This window comes from Corynebacterium wankanglinii, from assembly GCF_013601005.1.
Taxonomy (GTDB): domain Bacteria; phylum Actinomycetota; class Actinomycetes; order Mycobacteriales; family Mycobacteriaceae; genus Corynebacterium; species Corynebacterium wankanglinii.
On the sequence record NZ_JABFED010000005.1, the window covers coordinates 111,693 to 130,121 of the forward strand.

The window sequence follows — 18,429 nt, forward strand, 5'->3', positions numbered from 1 at the left end:
TGCAGTAGACAAAGCTGTCTGTTATCGTCTGGGGCGGATCACGAAGTCCGACGGCCCCGGCGCAACGGGGCAAAGCCTCCCGGCTCGTCGGCTGGCAACCGCGCACATCGCGCACGGTGCCCCCGGGAGAAGATCCGCCGGCACGTGCAGCCGCCGCGCCGGAAGAGCGATTCCCATCAGGAGTTTTCCCATGTCCTCCGACATGCCAGCAATGTCCAACCCCTTCGACTTCGCCGACGACTGGGTCCCGGCGACCCTCGGCAGCGTCAATATCAACACCGTCACGTTCAGGCTCGACGGCACAGGTGAGATCGTCACTGCGGAATTTCCCTCACCTATGGAGGCCTTCGATTTCGTCGGCCACACCGGCCCGAAGTTCGAATACTCCGCCATCGAGGGCGCCGTCCGCGACGCCAACGGCACCGCCGTCCCCCTGCCGGAGCCGCCCGCGGAACGCATCCCGTGCGGCCCCGACGAGTGCGACCTGATCGCCAACGGCCACAAGTCCCACTGGATTCCGGTGCTGCGCGCTGGCAACGGCCCCAAGGAGGACTGGCTGCCCATCACCATCATCGAACACGACGGGACGAAGCTCGTCTTTTCCACCGAAGACGGCGTGTACACCTGCTACAACCACGACCCGGAGCGCCTCGCCAACGCGAAGTACTACAACCGGGAGTGGCCCGTGATGCGTGGTGATTTCGACGGATACGGGTACCCGGTAAGCGTCGTCTCCTCCCGCCCGATCGGGCCCTGCAGCCACGCATAGGCCCCTCGGACCCAGCCTTCCCCCTAGGTAAAAACGAGAGCCGGCGACGAGAATCGAACTCGCACTCTCAGCTTGGGAAGCTGATGTTCTACCACTAAACTACGCCGGCAGCTCCGCTTACTTTAGCACCACGGATTCTGGGCCCAAAACGGGGAAGTACACTCGCACCCGTGCTGCTCTCAGATCACGATATCCGCGACGCTATCGACTCCGGCCACCTCGGCATCGACCCGTTCGACGCTGAGCTGATCCAGCCGAGCTCCATCGACGTGCGCATCGATAAGTTCTTCCGCGTTTTCAACAACTCGAAGTACACGCACATCGACCCGAAGCAGGAGATGCCGGATCTGACCACGCTCGTCGAGGTGCCCGAGGGCGACGCCTTCGTCTTGCACCCCGGCGAGTTTGTGCTTGCCTCCACCCTGGAGTGCTTCACGCTGCCGGCGGACCTCGCGGGCCGGCTCGAGGGCAAGTCCTCCCTGGGCCGCCTCGGCCTGCTCACGCACTCCACCGCAGGCTTTATCGACCCGGGCTTTTCCGGCCACATCACCCTGGAGCTGTCCAACGTGGCCAACCTGCCCATCGTGCTGTGGCCGGGGATGAAGGTCGGTCAGCTCGCACTGTTCAAGATGTCCTCGCCCGCGGACACCCCCTACGGCTCCGGCGCGCTCGGCTCGAAGTACCAGGGCCAGCGCGGCCCGACCCCGTCGAAGGCGTACCTGAACTTCCAATAGAGCGCGCTCCCGCACGGGTGGTATAGCAGCGGGGGTGTGTTGCTATACCACCTCGCCGCTATTGGTAATAAGCCCCATTATCACCTGGGCAAACACGGCATGTCGTCGCAGGCGGTATAGTAGGCAACCCCTGCCTGCTATACCGCCTTACGCGTGAGCTCCTCACTTACCCTGCCGGCCCAACCCGTCCACGGCATAATGGCCTGTTATGCGGATGACTGTGATTGGTACCGGTTACCTCGGCGCGACGCACGCGGCGTGCATGGCTGAGCTCGGCCACGAGGTGCTGGGCGTAGACGTTGACGAAAATAAGATCGAGGCGCTGAAGAACTCGAAGGTGCCGTTCTACGAGCCGGGCTTGCCCGAGGTGCTCGAGCGCAACATCGACGCAGGCCGCCTAAGCTTTACGACGGACTACGCCCAAGCCGCCGCCTTCGCAAACGTGCACTTTATTGGTGTGGGCACCCCGCAGCAGCGCGGGTCCTACGCGGCGGACACCCGCTACGTCGAGGCCGTCATCGACGACCTGGTGCCCCAGCTCGAGGGCGAGCACCTGATTTTGGGCAAGTCCACCGTCCCGGTCGGTACCGCCGCCGCGCTGCAGGAGCGCGCCGACAACCTGGCCAAGCCGGGCACAACGGTCGAAATCGCGTGGAACCCGGAGTTCCTCCGCGAAGGCTACGCGGTGAAAGACACCATCGAGCCGGACCGCATTGTCTTGGGTCACCGCGCCGACAACACCACGGCCGAGGCCATTGCCCGCGAGGTCTACGCCACCCCGCTGGCCAACGACACCCCGTTCATCGTGACTGATTTGCAAACCGCGGAGCTGGTGAAAGTCTCCGCGAACGCTTTCCTCGCCACGAAGATCTCCTTTATCAACGCCGTTTCCGAGGTGTGCGAGATCGTCGGAGCGGACGTGACCCAGCTGGCGGACGCCATCGGCTACGACGACCGCATCGGCCGGAAGTTCTTAGGCGCGGGCCTGGGCTTCGGCGGCGGGTGCCTGCCCAAGGACATCCGGGCGTTCATGGCGCGCGCCGGCGAGGTCGGCGCGGATCAGGCGCTGACGTTTTTGAGGGAGGTCGATGCCATCAACATGCGTCGCCGCCAGCGGGTGATCGATCTGGCGCGCGAGGAGCTCGGATCCCTGATCGGCTGCAACGTCACGGTGTTGGGTGCTGCGTTCAAGCCGAACTCGGACGATGTGCGCGACTCGCCAGCCTTGGCTGTGGCCGGCCAGCTCTCGCTCGCCGGAGCAAGCGTGCGCGTCTACGACCCGCAGGGCATGGGCAACGCCCGCAAGGTCTTTCCCACCCTGGACTACGCCGTAAGCCTCGAGGACGCCCTGCGCGGGGCGGAGCTGGTCATCCTCGCCACCGAGTGGCAGGAGTTCAAGGAAATGGATCCGGTGTGGGCGGCAGGGCTCGTCGATAGGCAATTGCTTATCGACGGCCGAAACGTCCTCCCCGTCACCGACTGGCAAAACGCCGGTTGGCAGCTGCGCGCCCTTGGTCGCAGCTTGTAGAAATTTCAATACGCCGAGTGGTGGCGCCCACGCGCCGCCCGTGGCCAGCTGCGGATGGTATAGCGGAGCCGGATGGTCTACTAGACGATCTGGGGTAGCACGAAGATGAGCGCTCAACGCCCCCGCTCCGCAGGCCCCTAGTGCTGGTGGTAATCCGACAGGAAGTTGCCCAACCGCTCGATCGCGTTTTCCAGCTGGGACGCCCACGGCAGGGTGACCACGCGGAAGTGGTCCGGGGTGGGGTAGTTGAAGCCGGTGCCCTGGACCATCAGGATCTTCTCGGATTTGAGCAAGTCCAGCATGAACTTCTCGTCGTCGTGGATGTTGTACATCTCCGCGTCGATCTTGGGGAAGCAGTACAGCGCGCCCTTGGGTTCCACCACGGAGATGCCCGGGATTTCGCGCAGCTTCCGAACTGCCACGTCGCGCTGCTTGTGAAGGCGCCCGCCTTCGGCGGTGAGCTGGTAGATCGACTGGCGCCCGCCGAGCGCAACCTGGATGGCGTGCTGGCCGGGCACGTTGGCGCACAGGCGGGTGCCGGACAGCAGATCCAGCCCCTCGATGAAACCGGCAGCGCGGCGCTTCGGGCCGGTGACCACCATCCAGCCAGCGCGGTAGCCGCACACGCGGTACGCCTTGGACAGGCCGTTGAAGGTGATGCACACCAGGTCGGGGGCGACTTCGGCCATGGAGATGTGCGAAGCGCCGCCGTAAAGCACGCGATCGTAGATCTCGTCGGAGAGCACCATGAGCTCGTGCTCGCGGGCGATGTCGGCGATGCCCTCGAGCACCTCGCGCGAGTACACCGCACCGGTGGGGTTGTTCGGGTTGATCACCACGATGGCCTTGGTGCGGTCGGTGACCTTCTCCCGGATGTCTTCCAACGACGGGTTCCAACCGTCTTCCTCGTCGCACAGGTAGTGCACGACCTTGCCGCCGGCCAGCGTGGACGCCGCAGTCCACAGCGGGTAGTCGGGGGCGGGGATGAGGATCTCGTCGCCGTCGTTGAGCAGCGCCTGCGTGGTCATGCTGATCAGCTCGGACACGCCGTTGCCCAGGTAGACGTCGTCGATGTCCACCGGCGGGAAATCGTCGATCATCTCGTAGCGGGTCACCACGGCGCGGCGGGCGGACGTGATGCCCTTGGACGTGGTGTAGCCCTGGGAGGTGGGCAGGTTGGCGATCATGTCGCGCATGATCACGTCCGGCGCCTCGAAACCGAAGATGGCGGGGTTGCCGGTGTTCAGCTTCAAAATCGTGTGGCCGTCGCGCTCCATCTTCTCCGCGGTGGCCGTCACCGGCCCGCGGATGTCGTAGAAGACGTTCTTTAACTTGTCCGCCTGGTCGAAATGGCGGTGCTCCTTCAGTGGCTCGCTCATGCCACACCACTGTAGGCCTGTTTAGGGTTTGCGGAAACGGTTTATCGTATTTTGCGCCGCGTCGAGCGCGTCGGTGGTCAGTTGGTTGATTTGGTCCTTGCGTTGCGAGCGCATGAGCGCCTGCTGGTGCGTCTTCGCGGACTCGATCTCCAGCTGCCGCATCTTGATGTCCTGGCGGCGCTGCTGCTCCAGCTGCCTCAGCGTTGGCGTGTACCAGGAGTCCGGGCCCACCTTCATCACGTACAGCAGGATGAACAGGGTGGGGATGAGCAGCAGGAATACCGGGTTCGCCACAGTCAGACCCATCGCACCCACGGTGCCCAGCCAGAACACGCCTGCGCGCATGCGCCTGCCCGAGCGCCGCGCTTGCATGATCTCGCGCCCGCTGTAGAAGATGTCGCCTGCGGGCACTTCTTGCTTAGCGACGGCACCTCCGGCCGGCACCGGCGGCAGATCCGCCAGGATCGGCTCGAGGTCTGCATGCGTCTGGGCCTCTGCCACCTTGCTGCAGCGCTGGTCGAACTCCGCCATGTCGAGCCGGCCTTCGCCGAGCGCGCGTCCGAGGGTGTCCATGGCGTCCATGCGCTCTTGGTCGCCGATCCTGAAATTGCCGTATGGGGTGCTCACCCCGCCAATATTAACGCCCCGGCGAGAAAGCGTGGTCGGGGCGCGGGGAGGGGCTAGCTGCGCGGCAGGTTGCCGTCGTTCCAGCGGGAGTTATCCTCGTGGCTCTCGGCTTCTTCGACGGTGCGCACGCCCTCACCCACGGGCAGGGTGTCCATGTCCTGGTTCGGGTTGGTCGCGCCAGTGGCGCCAGCACCGGTGGCGCCCGTCTTGTCGGTTTCGATGTTGGTGTACAGGCCTTCGTTTTCCGTAGTCATGTGGCTGATCCTACTTACTGCCAGCGCTCGTCGGCGCCGGTTTCGCGGTTTTCGTAGCGCTGCTTCGCATTGGCGTACTCGTCTTCCGGCAGTTGGTAGAAGTACACGCGTGGCAACACGGCTTCGACTTTGTCCAGGTAGGTGGTGACAAGCTCTGTCAGTTAACCGGCAAACTGGGACTCGTGCAGCCGCCAGTACGCGCCTCGCTTGGCGACGAGCTCCGCGTGCGACCCCTGCTCCACAATCCGCCCGTTATCCATCACCACGATCACGTCCGCGTCGCGGATGGTGGATAGCCGGTGGGCGATGACAAAGGAGGTGCGGTTGGACCGCAGCGCGTTCATCGCCTGCTGTACGAGCACCTCGGTGCGGGTATCCACCGACGATGTCGCCTCGTCCAGGATCAGCAGCGCCGGCTGGGACAAAAACGCGCGTGCGATCGTGATCAGTTGCCGCTCACCGGCGGAGACGGAGCCCCCATCTTGGTCGACCTGCGTTTCGTAGCCGTCGGGAAGCGAACGCACGAAGCGGTCCACGAAGGTGGCCTTCGCGGCCTCAATGACCTCCTCGTCGGTTGCGTCGAGGCGGCCGTAGCGGATGTTCTCCATGATCGTGCCCTTGAACAGCACCGCGTCTTGCAGCACCATGCCAATCTGGCCACGCAGCGCTTCGCGGGAGAGGTCCCGGATGTCCGTGCCGTCCAGGGTGATCGAGCCGGAATCCACGTCATAAAAGCGCATGAGCAGGTTGACCAACGTGGTCTTGCCAGCGCCGGTGGGGCCGACGATGGCCGCGGTCTGACCCGGCTCGACGCGCAGGTTGAGGTCCTGAATCAAGGGGGGAGCGTCGCTGCGCTCCGTCCCGTAATCAAAGGACACGTCCTTGAAGTCCACGCGCCCGTCCACGCGGCTGGCGAGACGCGTTTGGGCCGTATCGGCGTGTTCCTCTTCCGCGTCGAGAAGCTCGAAGACGCGCTCGGCGGAGGCGACGCCGGACTGGAGCATCTGCATCATCCCGGCGATCTCACCCAACGGTTGGTTGAACTGGCGCGAGTACTGGATAAACGCGGTGGCGTCGCCGAGCGTGAGCTTGCCTGAGGCCACTTTCACCCCGCCGAGTACCGCGATGGCCACGTAGGAAAGGTAGGAAATGAATTGCATGATCGGGTGCATCGAGTTGGCCAAGAACTGGGCTTTCTGCGCAGCGCCGGCGAGCTCCTCGTTGCGTTCGTCGAACTGCTCTTGCAGCTGCTCCGTGCGCCCAAAGATGACGGCGACGTCGTGGCCGGAGAAGGACTCCTCCACGTGCCCGTTGACGTCTCCCGTGGCCTTCCATTGGGTGGTGAACTGCTTCTGGGAGCGCGTGCCCACCAGGCCCATCACCAACCCGGTCAGCGGGATGGCCAGTAGTGCGACTAACGCGAGCTGCCAAGAGATGGCGAACATCATGATGATGATGCCGATCACCGTGAGCACAGCGTTGAACAGCGACGACAAAGACTGCTGCAGCGCCTGCTGCACGTTGTCCACGTCGTTGGTGGTGCGGCTCATCACGTCGCCGCGCTGGCGGGTGTCGAAGTAGCTCAGCGGCAGACGGTTGATCTTCGCCTCCACGCGCTCGCGCAGGTTGAACACGGCGTTCATGACCAGCCGGTTCAATATCGCGCCCTGGGCCCACATGAGTAGCGACGCCGCCACGTAGAGCACCAGCACCAACACAATCAGCTCGCGCAGGCGGTCGAAGTCGATGCCGCGTCCCGGGTTGAGGTCCATCGCGCCGGCCATGTCCGCAAACCGGTCCTGGCCCGCCGCGCGCAGCCCCTCGACCGCCTGCTCTTTGGTGGTGCCCGGGGGCATCTGCTTGGACACGACGCCGGAGAAGATTACGTCCATGGCCCGGCCCATCACGCGCGGGGCGTAGACCGCTAAAAATACCGACACCGCGTTCATAAGGAACACCGCAGTCAGCGCCACCTTGTACGGGGCGAGGAGCCCCAGCAGCCGCTTGGCGGAGGGCCAGAACTGCTTCGCCTTGCGGGGAGCGCTGCTGGAGTAGTCGTCTCCCGCCATCTTCTGCTCGTACTCGGCGAGCTGCTCTTCGCTCAACTCTGTCGCATGCTTCTCGCTCATGCGTCCACCTCCGCCTGGCTGCGCTCGATTGCTCGGTAAGTGTCGCTCGTTTGCAACAGTTCCTTGTGGGTGCCGCGAGCGACGATGCGCCCGGCCTCCATCACCAAAATCTGATCCGCGTTCCGGATAGAGGACACCTTTTGCGCCACCACAATTACGGTGCGCTCGCGCGCCGTGTCGCGCATCGCGGCGTTGAGGTTCGCCTCCGTTGTGGCGTCGAGCGCGCTGAACGAGTCGTCGAAGACGTACACCTTCGGGTCCGCCACCAGCATGCGCGCGATGCACAGACGCTGGCGCTGGCCGCCGGAGACGTTGGTGCCGCCCTGCGCGATTGGCATCCCCAGGTCCTCGACAAAGCCAGCCTGCGCGGTGTGCAGTGCCGCCCAAAGTTCTTCATCCGTGGCATCCGGGCTGCCCATGCGCAGGTTCGAGGCCACTGTGCCGGAAAACAGCCACGGCTTCTGCGGCACCATCGCGACGGCCTTGACCAAGTCCTCGCGCCGCATGCGGGAGACCGGATGGTCGTCGATACGCACGCTACCCGCCGTCGGGGAGTAGAGCCTGGGCAACAGCCCCACGAGCGTCGTCTTGCCGCTGCCGGTGGAGCCGATGATCGCTGTCGTCGTGCCCGGCCGCGCCTCAAACGTGATGTCTTCCAGCACCGGCTGCTCCGCGCCGGGGTAGGTGTAGGAGACGCCGTCGAAACGCACAACGCCCCTGCCTATGCCCTTGCCTATCGACGCCCCTTCGGTCCCCTCCGCCGCCGGCTCCTCCGCGAGCACCTCCTCGATGCGGTCCGCGCAAACAAGCGCGCGCGGCAGCATCATGAGCATGAACACGCCCATCATCACCGCCATGAGAATCTGCATCAGGTACTGCATGAACGCGGTGAGCGAGCCGACCTCCACCAGGCCGTCGTCCACGCGGTGGCCGCCGAACCACAGCACGGCCGCGGTGGCGAGGTTGAGGATGAGCATGATCACCGGGAACATGGTCACGAACACGCGGCCGATGTTCAGGCTGAGCCTGGTGATCTGCTGGTTCGCGTCTGTGAACCGCTCGGCCTCGTAGTCCTCGCGGGCGAACGCGCGGACCACCCGGATGCCGGCGATCTGCTCGCGCAGCAGGCCGTTGATTGCATCCAGCCGCTTCTGCATCTGCTTGAACAGCGGCATGAGAATCGCCGCGATGACGCCCACCACGACGGCGAGCACGACCACCGCCGTGACAACGAGCCAGGACATCCCCGCATCCTGGCGCAGGGCCATGATGATGCCGCCGATAGCCATGATGGGTGCGGCGACCATGAAGTTCATGAACAGCAGGAACGTCATTTGCACCTGCTGGACGTCGTTTGTGCCGCGGGTGACCAGGGTGGCGGTGCCGAAGCGGGCCATGTCCTCGCTGGTGAAGCCCGATACCCGGTCGTAGACGGCGGCCCTGATGTCCCGGCCGGTCTTCATGGCCACCTGGGAGGCGAACCACACCGCGCCGATGGCCGCCACGATCTGGACCAGCGCTACCAGCAGCATCGTGCGGCCCACGCGCCAGATGTACGGCACGTCCGCTTGCGCGACGCCGTTGTTGATGATGTCCGCGTTCAAGTCCGGCAGATACAGCGTGGCCAGGGTAGTGACCAGCTGTAACGCGATGACCAATGCGAATTGGCCGGCGTAGGGTTTGCCGAAGCGCGCGGTGAGTCGGATGAGATCCACGTATGCCCCTTCTTCTCGTTGCCCGGGCAATCCTAGACTTCTGTCGCATGGCGCACGGCTCGAGCGTGGGCACGGTGCCGTCCGGGCGCGTCTGCTCTGGGCGCCTAGCCGTGGTAGTGCTCGGGCAGGCCGTTTTTGCCGTACGACAGGCGACGGTGCAGCCATTCGAACGGCCCCGGCTTGCCGGCCCTCTCAAGCGCCCACGCACCAGCCACCGTGGCCAGCCACGTAATCAGCGCCCAGCCGAGTTTGCCGGAGATCGTCGCGTCGCGAGTTACCCACCAGAACGCGGGCTGGGTTGTCAGGGTGAAGAGAATCGTTTGCGCAAGGTAGCCGCTCATGGAACGTTTCCCCAGCGCCACGAGGGGTCGGGCTAGGTGTGGGAGAGTGCCGGAGGCGTTGATACGCGATTGCAACGGCCGGCACGCGAGGGTGATTGCGGCGAGGATACCGGGGCCGGTCAGCATGCCGACAAGCCCGTTGGCGGCAGTGAGCCCTGTAGCCCACCCGGGTCCGAGCGCGCCGATTTCCCCGTAGCCCCACGGGATGCCGATGGCCGCCATGACTATGGCCGCAAGAATCGCCCACCCGCGGAGCATCCGGGAGTTGCCGTTTACGTCGCCAAAGACGCCGCGCCGGCCCCAGATAAACCCGACCACGACAAGCGGGAAGAAAGCGAGCATCTCGATTACGCCAATTGCCGGGTACACCCAGAAGTTGGCCAGGCCGACGGCTATGCGCTCGCCGAGGTCAACGATGCGCGCGGGGCTGCCGCTTATCGGTTCCGCTGCCGACGAAAACGCGGCGAATACACCAGGGGCACGAAGTACCGCGTTCAGGGCGAACGCTGCACCTGCGAGCGTGTAGAGTGCTCGGTCGCTCCACCCGATGAACAGGCACAGGATAAGCGCCGCGATGCCGTACGCGGTCATGATGTCGTTGGTGAAAAACAGCGTCTTGTGCACTAGGCCGAACAGGAACAGGAACCCATAGCGGCGCGCGAGCACCATGCGCCGGGCGCGCAGCGGGTAGCCGCGCCGCTCGAGGCTGGCAAAGATCATGCCGACGCCAACACCGAGCAGGGTGGCAAACATGGGCAAACCGCGCACGTGCACGAAGAGCGTCTCGAAGAAGACGAGCAGCTTCTCCAACACGGTGCCGTCGCCGTTGTAGCCGCCGAGGCCCGCCGCGTGGTCGGCGCCCTCGACAGGGTCCCAGTCAGTGACCATGTTGGCCATCGCGATGCCGACGAGAGCGAACCCGCGGGCGAGGTCGGGGGCCACGAACCGCTGGTGGGCCGCGGTGCGCTCACCGGTGTGTGTTGTGGTCTCTGTTGCGGTCACTTCACTGCCCTCCGCTGAACGGCCGCATACGCGGCGGCGGCGAGGGCCACGACCCACACCGCGAGGGTAGCTACCCCGGCCGTACCGTTCCCGGCAGCGCCGCCCGGCAGGAGCTTCTCCAGGACCGCGGCCCACGGCTGGTTGATCGCACTGAGGGCAGTCTCCACGATGAGCAACTCGACGACCCAGACGAAGAAGGACGCGGTGCCCGAGCCGAGCAGCACGGCTGTCAGGGCCGCAAGCAGTGGGTAGGCGATCCACAGCTCTGCCTGGTAGCGCACCGCATCCGCGCTGTCGGCACCGCCCAGCGCGACGCTGTCGACGAACGCGTGCGCGCCGCCGAGCCCTATCGCCGAGGCAGCAAACGCCGTCAGTGTGCAGGCGAGAGCTGCGACGCCAACGCGGCAGGCAAGCTCCCAGCCGCGGTGGTTCGACGCGAGGTAGGCGTAGCCGATCGTGCCGCGCGAGTGTGCGCCGCCGGCGGGGAAGGCGCCTGCGGCGAGCGCCACGGGGAGCATCAAGCTGGCGGGGATGAGCAGCATCGCGGGGTCTGCGACGTTTGTTCCGTTGGGGCCGAGAAGCATCGCTACGGTTATGGGACCGAGAATGAGGGCGACCGCGACGAACGCGAGCAAGATGCGCGTCGCGGGGCGGGAGAAGACCTCTCGCAGGGTTGCTTTCAACGTATGCATGGAAAACCTCCTACGTCCTATTTCGTCGATTCCAGGAACACTTCTTCGAGGCTGCGGCGGGATTCCTGGAGGGAGTAAACCGTCACCCCGGAGCGCTGGGCGGCCTCGCCGACGTCTCGGGCGGTGGCATCGTCGACGACAACGGAGTCGCCAATGACCTGGCCGCCGACGGCCTCGGCCAGCCGCGCCGGGTCGCTGCAGGTCGCCTCAACCCGGTTGGAGCCCAGGAAGTCCTCGAGCGGGCCCTCGCCGGCGAGGCGGCCGCGGTTGATCACCACAAGGCGGTCCGCAGTGAGCTGCATCTCGCTCATCAGGTGCGAAGAGACGACTACCGCACGGCCCTCGGCGGCCATCTCGCGGATGCGTCCCCGCATCCAGGCCACGCCCTGCGGGTCGAGGCCGTTGACCGGCTCGTCCAGGATGACGTTGGATGGGTCCGCGATCAGCGCACTGGCCGCGCCGAGGCGCTGGCGCATGCCGAGGGAGTAGTTTTTCACTTCCCGTTTTGCCGCCTCCGCGAGCCCGAACGCCTCGAGCGCTTCGTCGGCGCGGGACTCCGGCACGCCGGCGTAGTCGGCGACCATCTTCAAGTGGCCGCGCCCAGTCATGTGCGGGGCGATCCATTCCGGGGTAAGCAGCGCCCCGACGACGCGTGCGGGTTGGTCGAGGGATCGGAAAGCGGAGCCGTCGATAAGCGCCTCGCCCTCGTTTGGGGTTTCTAGCCCGACGATCATGCGCATGGTCGTGGACTTGCCGGAGCCGTTCGGGCCCAAGAAACCGGTGACGGCACCGTCCGGCGCGGTGAACGATAGCGCGTTTACGGCGGTGGAGCTTGAATACCGTTTGGTCAGGTTGCGAACTTCGATCATGGTTCCCACCATCGCGCGTGGCGCGGGTGAAATCGTCCGCCCGCGGGTGTAAATCGGCGCGTACACCCTGGGGTGTACGCGGCTAGTGGCCCAGCAACTCGCCGGTGCCCACCAGGCCCGCGCGGAACGCGAAGAGGACGGCGTGGACGCGGTCGCGGGACTCGGTCTTGAACAGAATGCGGTGCACGTGCGTCTTCACCGTCGAGGGGGAGAGTGTCTTGGCCTCGGCGATCTCCTCGTTTGAGTAGCCGAGCGCCACCAAGCGAAGGACCTCCACCTCGCGCGGGGTGAGGCGCTCGAGCATCGCCTCGTTGCGTGCCGCCTCCCGCTGCTCGGGGGCTTGCGCGGCGCCGATGACGTGGCGCGTCACCTTCGGCGCGAGTACCGCGTCGCCACCGTGGACGGTGCGCAGCGCGTCGAGCAGCTCGTCAGGGTCTGCGTCTTTGAGCAGGAACCCGGAGGCCCCGGCGTCGAGCGCGCCGAGGACGAGGTCGCGCTCGTCAAAGGTTGTCAGCATGATCACGCGGGTGTCGGGGTGCTCGGCGAGTAACGCGCGGCAGGCCTCGATGCCGTCTGTGCCGGGCATCTGGATGTCCATGAGCACGATGTCCGCCGCCGGCTGCCCGGCCACCCCCGCGCCGTCGCCCGCCTGCCAGACCACGTCCATGTCGTCCTGGGAGGTGACGAGCATGGAGAAGCCGGCGCGCACGAGCGGCTGGTCGTCCACAAGCGCGACGCTGATCATCGCGGCACCTCCGCGGTCAGGACGAACTCGCCGCGGTCGTCGGTCACATTCACGCGCCCGCCGTGCGCCGCGACGCGCTCGCGGATGCCCACGAGCCCGAAACCGTCGGGGCCGTGCTTGCTTTTCGGCGCAGCGTTGACCGCCTCCACACGCACCGACTTCGCGTCGGCGGAAAAGGTGAGCGCACCTTCCGGTGCGGGCGCGTGTCGCAGCATGTTTGTGATGGCCTCCTGACAGACACGGTAGAGGGTGAAGAGCGTGAGTGGCGACACATCCTCTGGGAGCTCGTCGAAGCCCACGACGCTTAAGTCGAGGCCACGGGCGCGGGCTTCGTTGAACAGAGCGGTGAAGTCACGTTGGCCCGGGGCAGTGCCGGTGGGTGCTGCGGCGTCGTCGTCGCGTAACACGCTGAGCAGCCCGCGCATCTGCGACAGCGCGGTACGTGATTCGGCGCTGATTGTTTCAAGGGCGTCCCGGGCCACCTCCGGGTTGTGTTTGGATGCGTATCGCGCGCCGTCCGCCAATGCGGTGATGCCGGCGAGCGTGTGGGCGACGATGTCGTGCATTTCTCGCGCGATCTGGGTGCGCTCGCGGACGTGAGCGAATTCGATCTGCTGCTCCAGCTCGGAGATCTTTTCCCGCCGGTTGCGAAGCTGAGCACCGAGAAGGAGAAAGAAGCCGAGGACGACCCATGACAGAGCCACCGCGCGGGCCGCGACGGCGGCGGCATGCCCCGCCGACTGACTGCCCGGCCAGTCCGACGTGAACATGCCGTGGGTGAACAGCGCGACGGTGGGTATCGCGAGGAGCCAGACGGTCAGCCAGGTGCGGTCGCGCCGGGGCACCCGGGAGGTCGTGACGACCGCGCCGAAGGCGAGCGCTGGCTCCCAGTAGAGGGGGACGCTTAGCGCATTGAGGCACAGCGCGAAGCTGGCGCACGCGGCGATCCCGGCGACGGCTGTGACGGGGCGGACGTCGTGCACCGCGCAGCAGGCGCCGCACACGGCGATGAGCGTGGCGCCGACTGTGGTGCCGGCCGAACCGTACGGGGACTGCACCGTGACCCAGTCGAACACGGAAAGCGCAGTCAGGATTGCGATGAGCACGAGCACCGTCGCCCGCCGCCAAGTCGGCTTCAAGCGTCTGCCCCTTTTTCCGCAAAGAACCGCTGGCCATTGCATGCGAACCAGGATAGGTCCTCCCCGGTGGCCCAGCGGCGGTCAGACACCCACTCCCGTCGCGGTCGGTTCCGCAACAAAAATCGACACGTCGCGAAGACGTGCCGATTCGGTTGATGTGGCGCTCCCGCCGCGGGGCCCTACTGGCCTGCGCGGGAGTGGCCGAGCATCTCGTCCCACTCCACGATCTTCTTGCGCTCGCGCGGGAAGTTCGGGTCGGCGGCGCCGAGTGCGCGCTCGGCCTCGTCCAGCTTGTACCAGCCTTCCCAGGTGGCGTAATCCACGCCGCGCTCGCGGAGAAGGTCGAAGATGTCGTCCGCGCCGGTGTGCGACGGGGCTGCGAGAAGGCCAGCAGCTGCATCGGCGATGAGCATGTCGGTGGTCTCCTTGGCGTCGGACTTGGTGTTGCCGATCAGGCCGATCGGGCCACGTTTGATCCAGCCGGTGACGTAGAGCTTGTCCTCGACGCCGGCGCCTTCCTCGGCGGTGACGAGCACGTGGCCGCCGTCGTTGGGGATCACGTGTCGCTGGAGGTCGAAGGGCACGCCCTCCACCGGCTCGGAGCGGTAGCCCACGGCGTGGTAGACCTGCTGGACCGGCCAGTCGGTGAACTTACCGGTGCCTTTGATACCGCCGTTGCCGTCCAGCTCCTGGCGCTCGGTGCGGATACCCACGATCGCGTCGCCCTCGGTGAGCACCTCCACAGGCTCCTCGAAGAAGTGGATGTAGATCTTGTGCGGCGAGTCGTCCGGCTCGCGCATGGCGTACTGCTCCAGCACCTGGCAGTTCAGGTCGACGGACTTATCAGAGCGGCGGACCTGCTCGGACAGCTCGTCGTAGTCGATGTCTTCCGGGTCCACCAGTACCTGGATGGTGTCGGAGCCGTCAAGCTCGCGCAGCTCCTTGGGCGTGAATTTCGCCTGGGCGGGGCCGCGGCGGCCGAACATGTGCACCGTCTCGGCCTTGTTGTTCTTCAGGGATTCGTAGACGTTGTCCGGAATCTCGGTGACGGCCAGTTCGTCGCCGGTCTTGGCCAGGATGCGGGAGACGTCCAGGGCCACGTTGCCCACACCGACAACTGCGACTTCCTTGGCTTCGAGGTTCCAGTTGCGCTCGAACCGCGGGTTGCCGTCGTAGAAGCCGACGAACTCGCCGGCGCCGATGGACTTGTCCCCGCCCGGGATCAGCAGTTCCCGGTCGCGCACGGCACCGGTGGAGAGGACGACGGCGTCGTAGTAGTCCCGGAGGTCGTCGATAGTGACGTCCCGGCCGACGGTGACGTTTGCAATCAGGCGCAGCTTGTCCTTGTCCAGCACGTTGTGCAGGGATTTCACGATGCCCTTGATGCGCGGGTGGTCGGGGGCCACGCCGTACCGGATGAGGCCGAACGGGGCGGGCATCTGCTCGAACAGGTCCACGTGGATGTCGTGTTCCTCGTTGCGGATTAGCAGGTCGGAGGCGTAGATGCCGGCCGGACCGGCACCAACTACGGCGACGCGCAGGCTCATAAGACAAAGGTCCTTTCGCGGATGGGTTCGTTATTGCACGACACTATAGCGCATAGACAGAGCGGTCTTAAACTTACGGAGATTTTCATTCGCGCGCTCTCATCTTGCGTCGATAGACACCGGAAAAGATTACATTCAATGCTTTAACCGGCACTTTCCCGCACTCGGTTGTTTTAGACAGACTTGTCCGGCACACTTAGCTCCCAACACATTCGGAAGTCCCGGATATGAACCGATCTGTCTATGTGAGGGAGAGGCAATGAGCGCACCCACGAAAGCTCGGCCCCGCGCCAAGAAGCCGGAGGGGCAGTGGCTTATCGACGGCACAGCTCCGCTCAACCACGACGAAGAAATTAAGCAGGAATCTCCGGTCCTGGAAGTCAAGCAGCGCGTGATCGACACGTACTCCAAGCAGGGCTTTGATTCCATCGACCGCGAGGACCTCTACCCGCGCTTTAAGTGGCTCGGCCTGTACACCCAGCGCAAGCAGAACCTGGGTGGCGAGTTCACCGGCGAGGACAACGCCGTCCTAGAAGACAAGTACTTCATGATGCGGGTCCGCTTCGACGGCGGCATCTGCTCTACCGCCCAGGCCCGCGCGGTGGGCGAGCTCTCGCGCGACTACGCGCGTTCCACCGTGGATCTCACCGACCGCCAGAACATCCAGTTCCACTGGGTGCGCATCGAGGACGTGCCGGCGATCTGGGAAAAGTTGGAAGCCAACGGTCTGAACACCTGGGACGCCTGCGGCGACGTCCCGCGCGTGATCCTGGGCTCCCCGGTTGCCGGCATTGCCAAGGACGAGATCATCGACGCCACGCCTGCGATCCGCAAGATTCAGCAGATCGTTACCGACGATGAGTTCCAGAACCTGCCGCGCAAGTTCAAGACCGCGATTTCGGGCAACGCCCGCCAGGACGTGGTGCACGAGATCAACGACCTCGCCTTCATCGGCGTGGAGCACCCCGAACTCGGACCCGGCTTCGAGTGCTACGTCGGCGGCGGGCTGTCCACCAACCCGATGCTCGCGCAGTCCCTCGGCGCGTTCGTCACCCTCGAGCAGGTGCCGGACGTGTGGGCGAACGTCGTGCGCATCTTCCGCGACTACGGCTACCGCCGCCTGCGCAACCGTGCGCGCCTGAAGTTCCTGGTAGCCGAGTGGGGTGTGGAGAAGTTCCGCCAGGTGCTGGAAGACGACTACCTGGGCTACAAGCTCCCCGACGGCCCGAAGGCCCCCAACAACCTGGTCGACCGCGACCACATCGGCGTGCACGAGCAGAAGGACGGCAAGCGCTACATCGGTGTGAAGCCCACGCTGGGCCACATGTCCGGCGAGCAGCTCATCGCGCTGGCGGACCTAGCGGAGCGCTACGGTGTGACCGACCTGCGCTTCACCCCGTTCAAGGAGCTGCTGCTGTTGGGGGTGGAACCGGAGGACGTCGAGAAGCTGCAGGCGGACCTGGAAGAGATGGGCCTGTACTCCAACCCTTCCGAGTTCCGCCGCGGCCTGCTCAGCTGCACCGGCCTGGAGTACTGCAAGCTGGCGCACGTGACCACCAAGTCCCGCGCCATCGAGCTTGCAGATGAGCTGGAGGAACGCTTCGGCGACCTGGACTCCCCGATCACGATCTCGCTGAACGGCTGCCCGAACGCCTGCGCCCGCCACCAGGTCTCCGACATCGGCTTCAAGGGCCAGATGGTGGCGAACGAGGACGGCGAGAAGGTCGAGGGCTTCCAGGTACACCTGGGCGGCACCATCGGCGAAGGCGCGAACTTCGGCCGCAAGCTGCGTGGCCACAAGGTGCTCTCCACCGAGCTGACGGATTACGTCACGCGCGTGGTGCAGCACTACGTGGACAAGCGCGAGGATGGCGAGACATTCCGTCAGTGGGTCGCCCGAGCGGACGAGGACGACCTGCGATGAGCTTTCGCCGAGCGCCGAATCCGAACCGAAACTTCCCCTCGTTCTGCCCGTACTGTGGCGGCGAGGAGCTCTGGCCGAACGAGGAGACGGATTTTGCCTGGAAGTGCGGGGAGTGCCTGCGCATCTTCGAAGTGAAGTACCACGGCCAGGACGACCCGGACACCCCGCACGCGCCGGCGCCCTCGACGGAGGAGGCGCTGCAGGCCTCCCTTGCCCGACACGGACACACCGCAGTAGTGAAGGACCCAACCCATGATTAACCTGCTCAACCAGCCGGGCGGCAACTTCCGCGACCCCGAGATCAGCCCGGATGGCCCGAAGGAAACGGAGGCGCTGCCGGAGGACGTCGCAAAGCGTAACGCTTCCTTAGTAGAGGAGTGGGCGGACAAGCTTTACGACGCCTCGGCCGCCGACATCCTGAACTGGGCCCACGAGTACGCGCCCGGCAAGCTGGTGGTGACGCTGTCCATGGAAAACACCGTGCTGGCGGAGCTGGCATCGCGCCACCTGCCGGACGCGGACTTTTTGTTCCTGGACACCGAGTACCACTTCCCGGAGACGCTCGAGGTGGCGGACCAAGTGGAGCAGCGATATCCCTCGCACCGGCTCGTGCGCGCCAAAGCGCAGCTCACCCGCCCGGAGCAGGACGAGGTGTACGGGCCGAACCTGTACCTGCGCGCCCCGAGCGCCTGCTGCCGCATGCGCAAGGTGGAACCGCTGGCGTTGCACATGAGCCCGTACGCCGGCTGGATCACCGGCCTGCGCCGCGCCGACGGCCCCACCCGCGCCGAGGCTTCAGCGCTGAGCCTGGACAACACCGGCCGGTTGAAGATCTCCCCGCTGGTGACGTGGTCGCTGGAGGACACGGAGGCGTTTGAAGAGCGCCACAACTTGATCATCCACCCGCTGACCCGCCAGGGGTACCCCTCCATCGGCTGCGCCACCTGCACCTTGCCCGTGGCCGAGGGGCAGGACCCGCGCGCCGGGCGTTGGGCGTTCGCATCCAAGACCGAGTGCGGCCTGCACGAATAAAAG

At 65.6% G+C, this 18,429-nt stretch carries 17 protein-coding genes, 1 tRNA gene and 1 riboswitch; of the genes, 6 read left to right on the forward strand and 12 right to left on the reverse strand.

Going from position 1 to position 18,429, the window contains the following annotated elements; all coding sequences use genetic code 11:
* Positions 1 to 36 precede the first annotated feature (36 nt).
* Positions 37 to 173, forward strand: a riboswitch (SAM riboswitch).
* Positions 174 to 190: 17 nt separating this feature from the next.
* Positions 191 to 769 (forward strand): hypothetical protein, encoded by a 579-nt coding sequence (locus tag HMA55_RS07915; protein WP_181192507.1) that lies wholly within the window; start codon positions 191 to 193, stop codon positions 767 to 769.
* Positions 770 to 807: 38 nt separating this feature from the next.
* Here the strand turns inward: HMA55_RS07915 and HMA55_RS07920 are convergent.
* A tRNA-Gly gene (locus HMA55_RS07920) sits at positions 808 to 878 on the reverse strand.
* Between the two features lie 61 nt (positions 879 to 939).
* Between HMA55_RS07920 and dcd the strand changes: the two genes are divergently transcribed.
* Both dcd and HMA55_RS07930 read left to right on the forward strand, forming a co-directional pair.
* Complete coding sequence (dcd, locus tag HMA55_RS07925) at positions 940 to 1,503, forward strand: dCTP deaminase (RefSeq protein ID WP_181192508.1); 564 nt, start codon at positions 940 to 942, stop codon at positions 1,501 to 1,503.
* A gap of 208 nt (positions 1,504 to 1,711) precedes the next feature.
* On the forward strand, positions 1,712 to 3,031 hold the full coding sequence (locus tag HMA55_RS07930; RefSeq protein ID WP_181192509.1) for a UDP-glucose dehydrogenase family protein: 1,320 nt from the start codon (positions 1,712 to 1,714) through the stop codon (positions 3,029 to 3,031).
* Between the two features lie 137 nt (positions 3,032 to 3,168).
* Here HMA55_RS07930 and HMA55_RS07935 read toward each other — a convergent pair whose 3' ends face one another.
* The 11 genes from HMA55_RS07935 to HMA55_RS07985 all read right to left on the reverse strand — a co-directional run bounded on the left by HMA55_RS07935 (position 3,169) and on the right by HMA55_RS07985 (position 15,470).
* Entirely contained in the window at positions 3,169 to 4,410 is a 1,242-nt protein-coding gene (locus tag HMA55_RS07935; RefSeq protein WP_181192510.1) for a pyridoxal phosphate-dependent aminotransferase, read from the reverse strand.
* A gap of 21 nt (positions 4,411 to 4,431) precedes the next feature.
* On the reverse strand, positions 4,432 to 5,037 hold the full coding sequence (locus HMA55_RS07940; RefSeq protein WP_181192511.1) for a DUF1707 SHOCT-like domain-containing protein: 606 nt from the start codon (positions 5,035 to 5,037) through the stop codon (positions 4,432 to 4,434).
* Positions 5,038 to 5,090: 53 nt separating this feature from the next.
* Positions 5,091 to 5,291, reverse strand: a complete 201-nt coding sequence (locus HMA55_RS07945) for a hypothetical protein (protein ID WP_181192512.1) — start codon at positions 5,289 to 5,291, stop codon at positions 5,091 to 5,093.
* Positions 5,292 to 5,452: 161 nt separating this feature from the next.
* On the reverse strand, positions 5,453 to 7,420 hold the full coding sequence (locus HMA55_RS07950) for an ABC transporter ATP-binding protein (protein WP_181192513.1): 1,968 nt from the start codon (positions 7,418 to 7,420) through the stop codon (positions 5,453 to 5,455).
* The gene (locus tag HMA55_RS07955) at positions 7,417 to 9,135 is read right to left on the reverse strand and encodes an ABC transporter ATP-binding protein (RefSeq protein WP_257802493.1); all 1,719 of its coding nucleotides are present in this window, start codon (positions 9,133 to 9,135) and stop codon (positions 7,417 to 7,419) included. The genes HMA55_RS07950 and HMA55_RS07955 overlap by 4 nt, the downstream gene beginning before the upstream one ends.
* A 104-nt stretch (positions 9,136 to 9,239) precedes the next feature.
* Positions 9,240 to 10,478 (reverse strand): DUF418 domain-containing protein, encoded by a 1,239-nt coding sequence (locus HMA55_RS11510; protein WP_181192515.1) that lies wholly within the window; start codon positions 10,476 to 10,478, stop codon positions 9,240 to 9,242.
* Positions 10,475 to 11,170, reverse strand: a complete 696-nt coding sequence (locus HMA55_RS07965; protein WP_181192516.1) for a hypothetical protein — start codon at positions 11,168 to 11,170, stop codon at positions 10,475 to 10,477. Before HMA55_RS07965 ends, HMA55_RS11510 begins: the two co-directional genes overlap by 4 nt.
* A 17-nt stretch (positions 11,171 to 11,187) precedes the next feature.
* A complete protein-coding gene (locus HMA55_RS07970; RefSeq protein WP_181192517.1) occupies positions 11,188 to 12,039 on the reverse strand; it encodes an ATP-binding cassette domain-containing protein in 852 nt (283 codons plus the stop codon).
* 82 nt (positions 12,040 to 12,121) lie between these two features.
* Positions 12,122 to 12,784 (reverse strand): response regulator, encoded by a 663-nt coding sequence (locus tag HMA55_RS07975; protein ID WP_181192518.1) that lies wholly within the window; start codon positions 12,782 to 12,784, stop codon positions 12,122 to 12,124.
* Positions 12,781 to 13,923: a sensor histidine kinase gene (locus HMA55_RS07980; RefSeq protein ID WP_181192519.1), complete on the reverse strand. Its 1,143-nt coding sequence runs from the start codon at positions 13,921 to 13,923 to the stop codon at positions 12,781 to 12,783. The genes HMA55_RS07975 and HMA55_RS07980 overlap by 4 nt, the downstream gene beginning before the upstream one ends.
* A 179-nt stretch (positions 13,924 to 14,102) precedes the next feature.
* On the reverse strand, positions 14,103 to 15,470 hold the full coding sequence (locus HMA55_RS07985; protein ID WP_181192520.1) for an FAD-dependent oxidoreductase: 1,368 nt from the start codon (positions 15,468 to 15,470) through the stop codon (positions 14,103 to 14,105).
* A 259-nt stretch (positions 15,471 to 15,729) separates the two neighbouring features.
* On the opposite strand from HMA55_RS07985, the gene HMA55_RS07990 reads away from it, so the two are divergent.
* Genes HMA55_RS07990 through HMA55_RS08000 form a run of 3 tightly spaced genes read left to right on the forward strand, consistent with a single transcriptional unit; the run spans position 15,730 to position 18,426 of the window.
* Positions 15,730 to 17,394 (forward strand): nitrite/sulfite reductase, encoded by a 1,665-nt coding sequence (locus HMA55_RS07990; RefSeq protein ID WP_181192521.1) that lies wholly within the window; start codon positions 15,730 to 15,732, stop codon positions 17,392 to 17,394.
* Positions 17,391 to 17,654 (forward strand): hypothetical protein, encoded by a 264-nt coding sequence (locus tag HMA55_RS07995; protein ID WP_181192522.1) that lies wholly within the window; start codon positions 17,391 to 17,393, stop codon positions 17,652 to 17,654. The genes HMA55_RS07990 and HMA55_RS07995 overlap by 4 nt, the downstream gene beginning before the upstream one ends.
* Entirely contained in the window at positions 17,647 to 18,426 is a 780-nt protein-coding gene (locus HMA55_RS08000; RefSeq protein WP_181192523.1) for a phosphoadenylyl-sulfate reductase, read from the forward strand. Before HMA55_RS07995 ends, HMA55_RS08000 begins: the two co-directional genes overlap by 8 nt.
* Positions 18,427 to 18,429: the final 3 nt, after the last annotated feature.